This is a genomic window from Mesorhizobium sp. M7A.T.Ca.US.000.02.2.1 (genome assembly GCF_003996995.1).
Taxonomy (GTDB): Bacteria; Pseudomonadota; Alphaproteobacteria; order Rhizobiales; family Rhizobiaceae; genus Mesorhizobium.
In genome coordinates this window covers 1-644 of the sequence record NZ_RZTT01000866.1, presented here as the reverse complement: position 1 = coordinate 644, position 644 = coordinate 1, and the positions used below count along the sequence as shown (strand labels likewise).

General features: G+C 62.1%; 2 protein-coding genes. Both read left to right on the top strand.

Going from position 1 to position 644, the window contains the following annotated elements:
- Positions 1-292: type IV secretion system protein (locus EOD15_RS35190; protein WP_210212223.1), on the top strand; the 292-nt coding region annotated here is incomplete at its 5' end.
- A gap of 2 nt (positions 293-294) precedes the next feature.
- On the top strand, positions 295-644 hold a 350-nt coding region (locus EOD15_RS35185; protein ID WP_185929183.1), incomplete at its 3' end, for a TrbG/VirB9 family P-type conjugative transfer protein.

The window sequence follows — 644 nt, the reverse complement described above, 5'->3', positions numbered from 1 at the left end:
CCTGTACCACGAGTGGTTCAAGCCGGAAAATCCGAAGTCGCCGTTGAAGGTCTACGCCGGCGGCGGCACGGTCAATATCCGCATCCTGAACGTGTCGTTCCTCGCACCGAACATCGCCAGCATCCGCTACGAAAAGACGATCCGGGCCAACGACGCGGCGACCCGTTCGATTTGGCTGGCCACGGTGACGTTCCGCTACTCGAACGCTCCGATGAGCGAGGATGACCGCCTGGTCAATCCGATCGGCTTCGAGGTCACCGATTACCGCAACGATCCGGAAGTGGGGGGCTGAGCATGAAGCGTGCACTTATTGCAGCAGCATTGGCCATGGGCGTCGCCGGTTCGGTGAAGGCCGAAGTGCTTCCGGTCGGCGGTGCGGCCGATCAGCGGGTCAAGACGGTGAACTACGACGGCAACAACGTGGTGCGCATCGTGGGCCACTACGGGTTTGTCACGCACATCCAGCTGGGCGACGGCGAGACGGTCGGTAGCGTCGCCATGGGTGATTCACTGGCATGGGAAGTGGCTCCGACCGGCAACCACCTGTTCGTGAAGCCGCGCGAACCGAACGCTACCACGAACATGAGCGTGGTGACGAAGCCGAACAACCGGGTCTACCAGTTCGTGCTGACGGCGCATCAGAG